The 1,650-nt window shown below is 32.1% G+C and carries 1 protein-coding gene; it reads right to left on the bottom strand.

The window, feature by feature from the left end:
• Positions 1-1,357, bottom strand: a 1,357-nt coding sequence (locus GSY74_RS07665) for a hypothetical protein (protein ID WP_164664513.1), incomplete at its 3' end; no start/stop codon positions are given.
• Positions 1,358-1,650 lie beyond the last annotated feature (293 nt).

The following is a 1,650-nucleotide window of genomic DNA, read 5'->3' on the forward strand; positions in this document are numbered from 1 at the left end:
TAATATTATCATATATTTTATTTCTCACTGAAAATATAAAAGTATATCTATTTGTTTTTGCGTAGTCGATATATATAGTCTCTTTGTCAAGTAACTGTTTTATAGAGTAGTAATTTGGATTATACTGCCAACGAATATTTCTATTGACACCAAGAGCAGATGCTCTATTCAGAGCTTTGGGAACTTTCTGTAATAACTCCATAATCTCCTTTTGAGTTCCATCCTCCTTTTGAGCCTTTGTAAAGGCATTATCATCTTTTTCCATTGCAGATATTATAGCTCGTAGATAACCTGATTGGTCAAGTTCATCTTTAGGTGCGATGTCTCTATATCTGCGTAGCTCTCTCTCTAGCTTCTCTTTTTCATTTATGAGCTTTGTTTTTTTACTCTTGAAATGTTTTTGTATAGTAACTCTCTCTTTGTCAGTGAGATGTGAATTCAATATATATAGATTTGTAAGAGACTCTTCAATTTCGCCAAGTCTCTCTTTTTTCTCCTCTACCGTACTGTTGTCTGGCTCTATTTTAGACAACTCTGTATGAAGTATCTCTTCACTTTTACACTCTTTTGGGGATAGATTACTATTGCCACTCTTGCACTTGGCTATCTCATTAGCAACTGCTTCTAAATTGTCCCTATTAAATCTGTTTTGTGTCTCTTTTTTATCATCCATTTTAGTGCTACCCACTATATTTTTAGCAATGGAGACATCTCCCTTATAGGCGAACCAAAAATCAATAATTTTTCTCAATTTATCCGAAGCTCTCTTTTTATCTTTGGGTTTATCGATATAAGCTAGATAAAGATAATATGAAAGATAATCTTGGAAGTTTTTAAGATACTCTCTCATCTCTTGGTCACTTAAACTATTCATCTTATATCTTCTAGAACTATGTGTTGAAGCAAAACCATTAAAACCATAGCTAAATTTGGCTTTTTTTACTTCAGGAGTGCTTCTTGACTCTCGAGGAAGATAAGTACTATGTCTCTCTATTCCAAGAAATTCATATACTACAGATATATTTTTAACGGTGTGCATATCTATCACCTCTGTTAGTTTCGCTCTTAGTGCATCTAGTGCAAAAGACTCAAAACGCTCCAAATTACCTAGAGATTTTTCAACTATTGCTAACTGGTCATAGACTAAAGATAGGGATGGATAGTTTATATTAGATTTGGATAAGAGAATACTCAAACTCTTTAGAGCATACTCTTTTGCTTTTTGAGGACTCTTCAACTCTCTATGATGAATGAGTGACATATCATAATAGATTCCAGCATATAGGATATGATTCCCATCTAATATCTTGTCACTAATTGACTCTATCCTAGAGATGATAAGATTTGCTTCACTCATATCAACCCAACTGGAACCATGATAGTGACGATTTGCAAAAAAACGAAATGGGTCTATCTCTCTTATTTTGTCTGTATAATATTTTCCATTAAAATGAAAAGGCTCTATTTTATCTTTCTCTTCTAATAGTTTATAATAGACCTCTTTTGCTTCATTATATTTTTTTGCTTTGTAGAGGTCTTTACTCTTAGCTTCTGAAAACTACGGAAAAAAAATTATGCTAAAATGTCAATAAAAAATGAAATTAAAAACCTACATAGAAAAAATAACAAAAACCCTAAAAAAAGATAGTA

The sequence above is a fragment of the Sulfurovum sp. bin170 genome, assembly GCF_010892395.1.
GTDB lineage: Bacteria > Campylobacterota > Campylobacteria > Campylobacterales > Sulfurovaceae > UBA1140.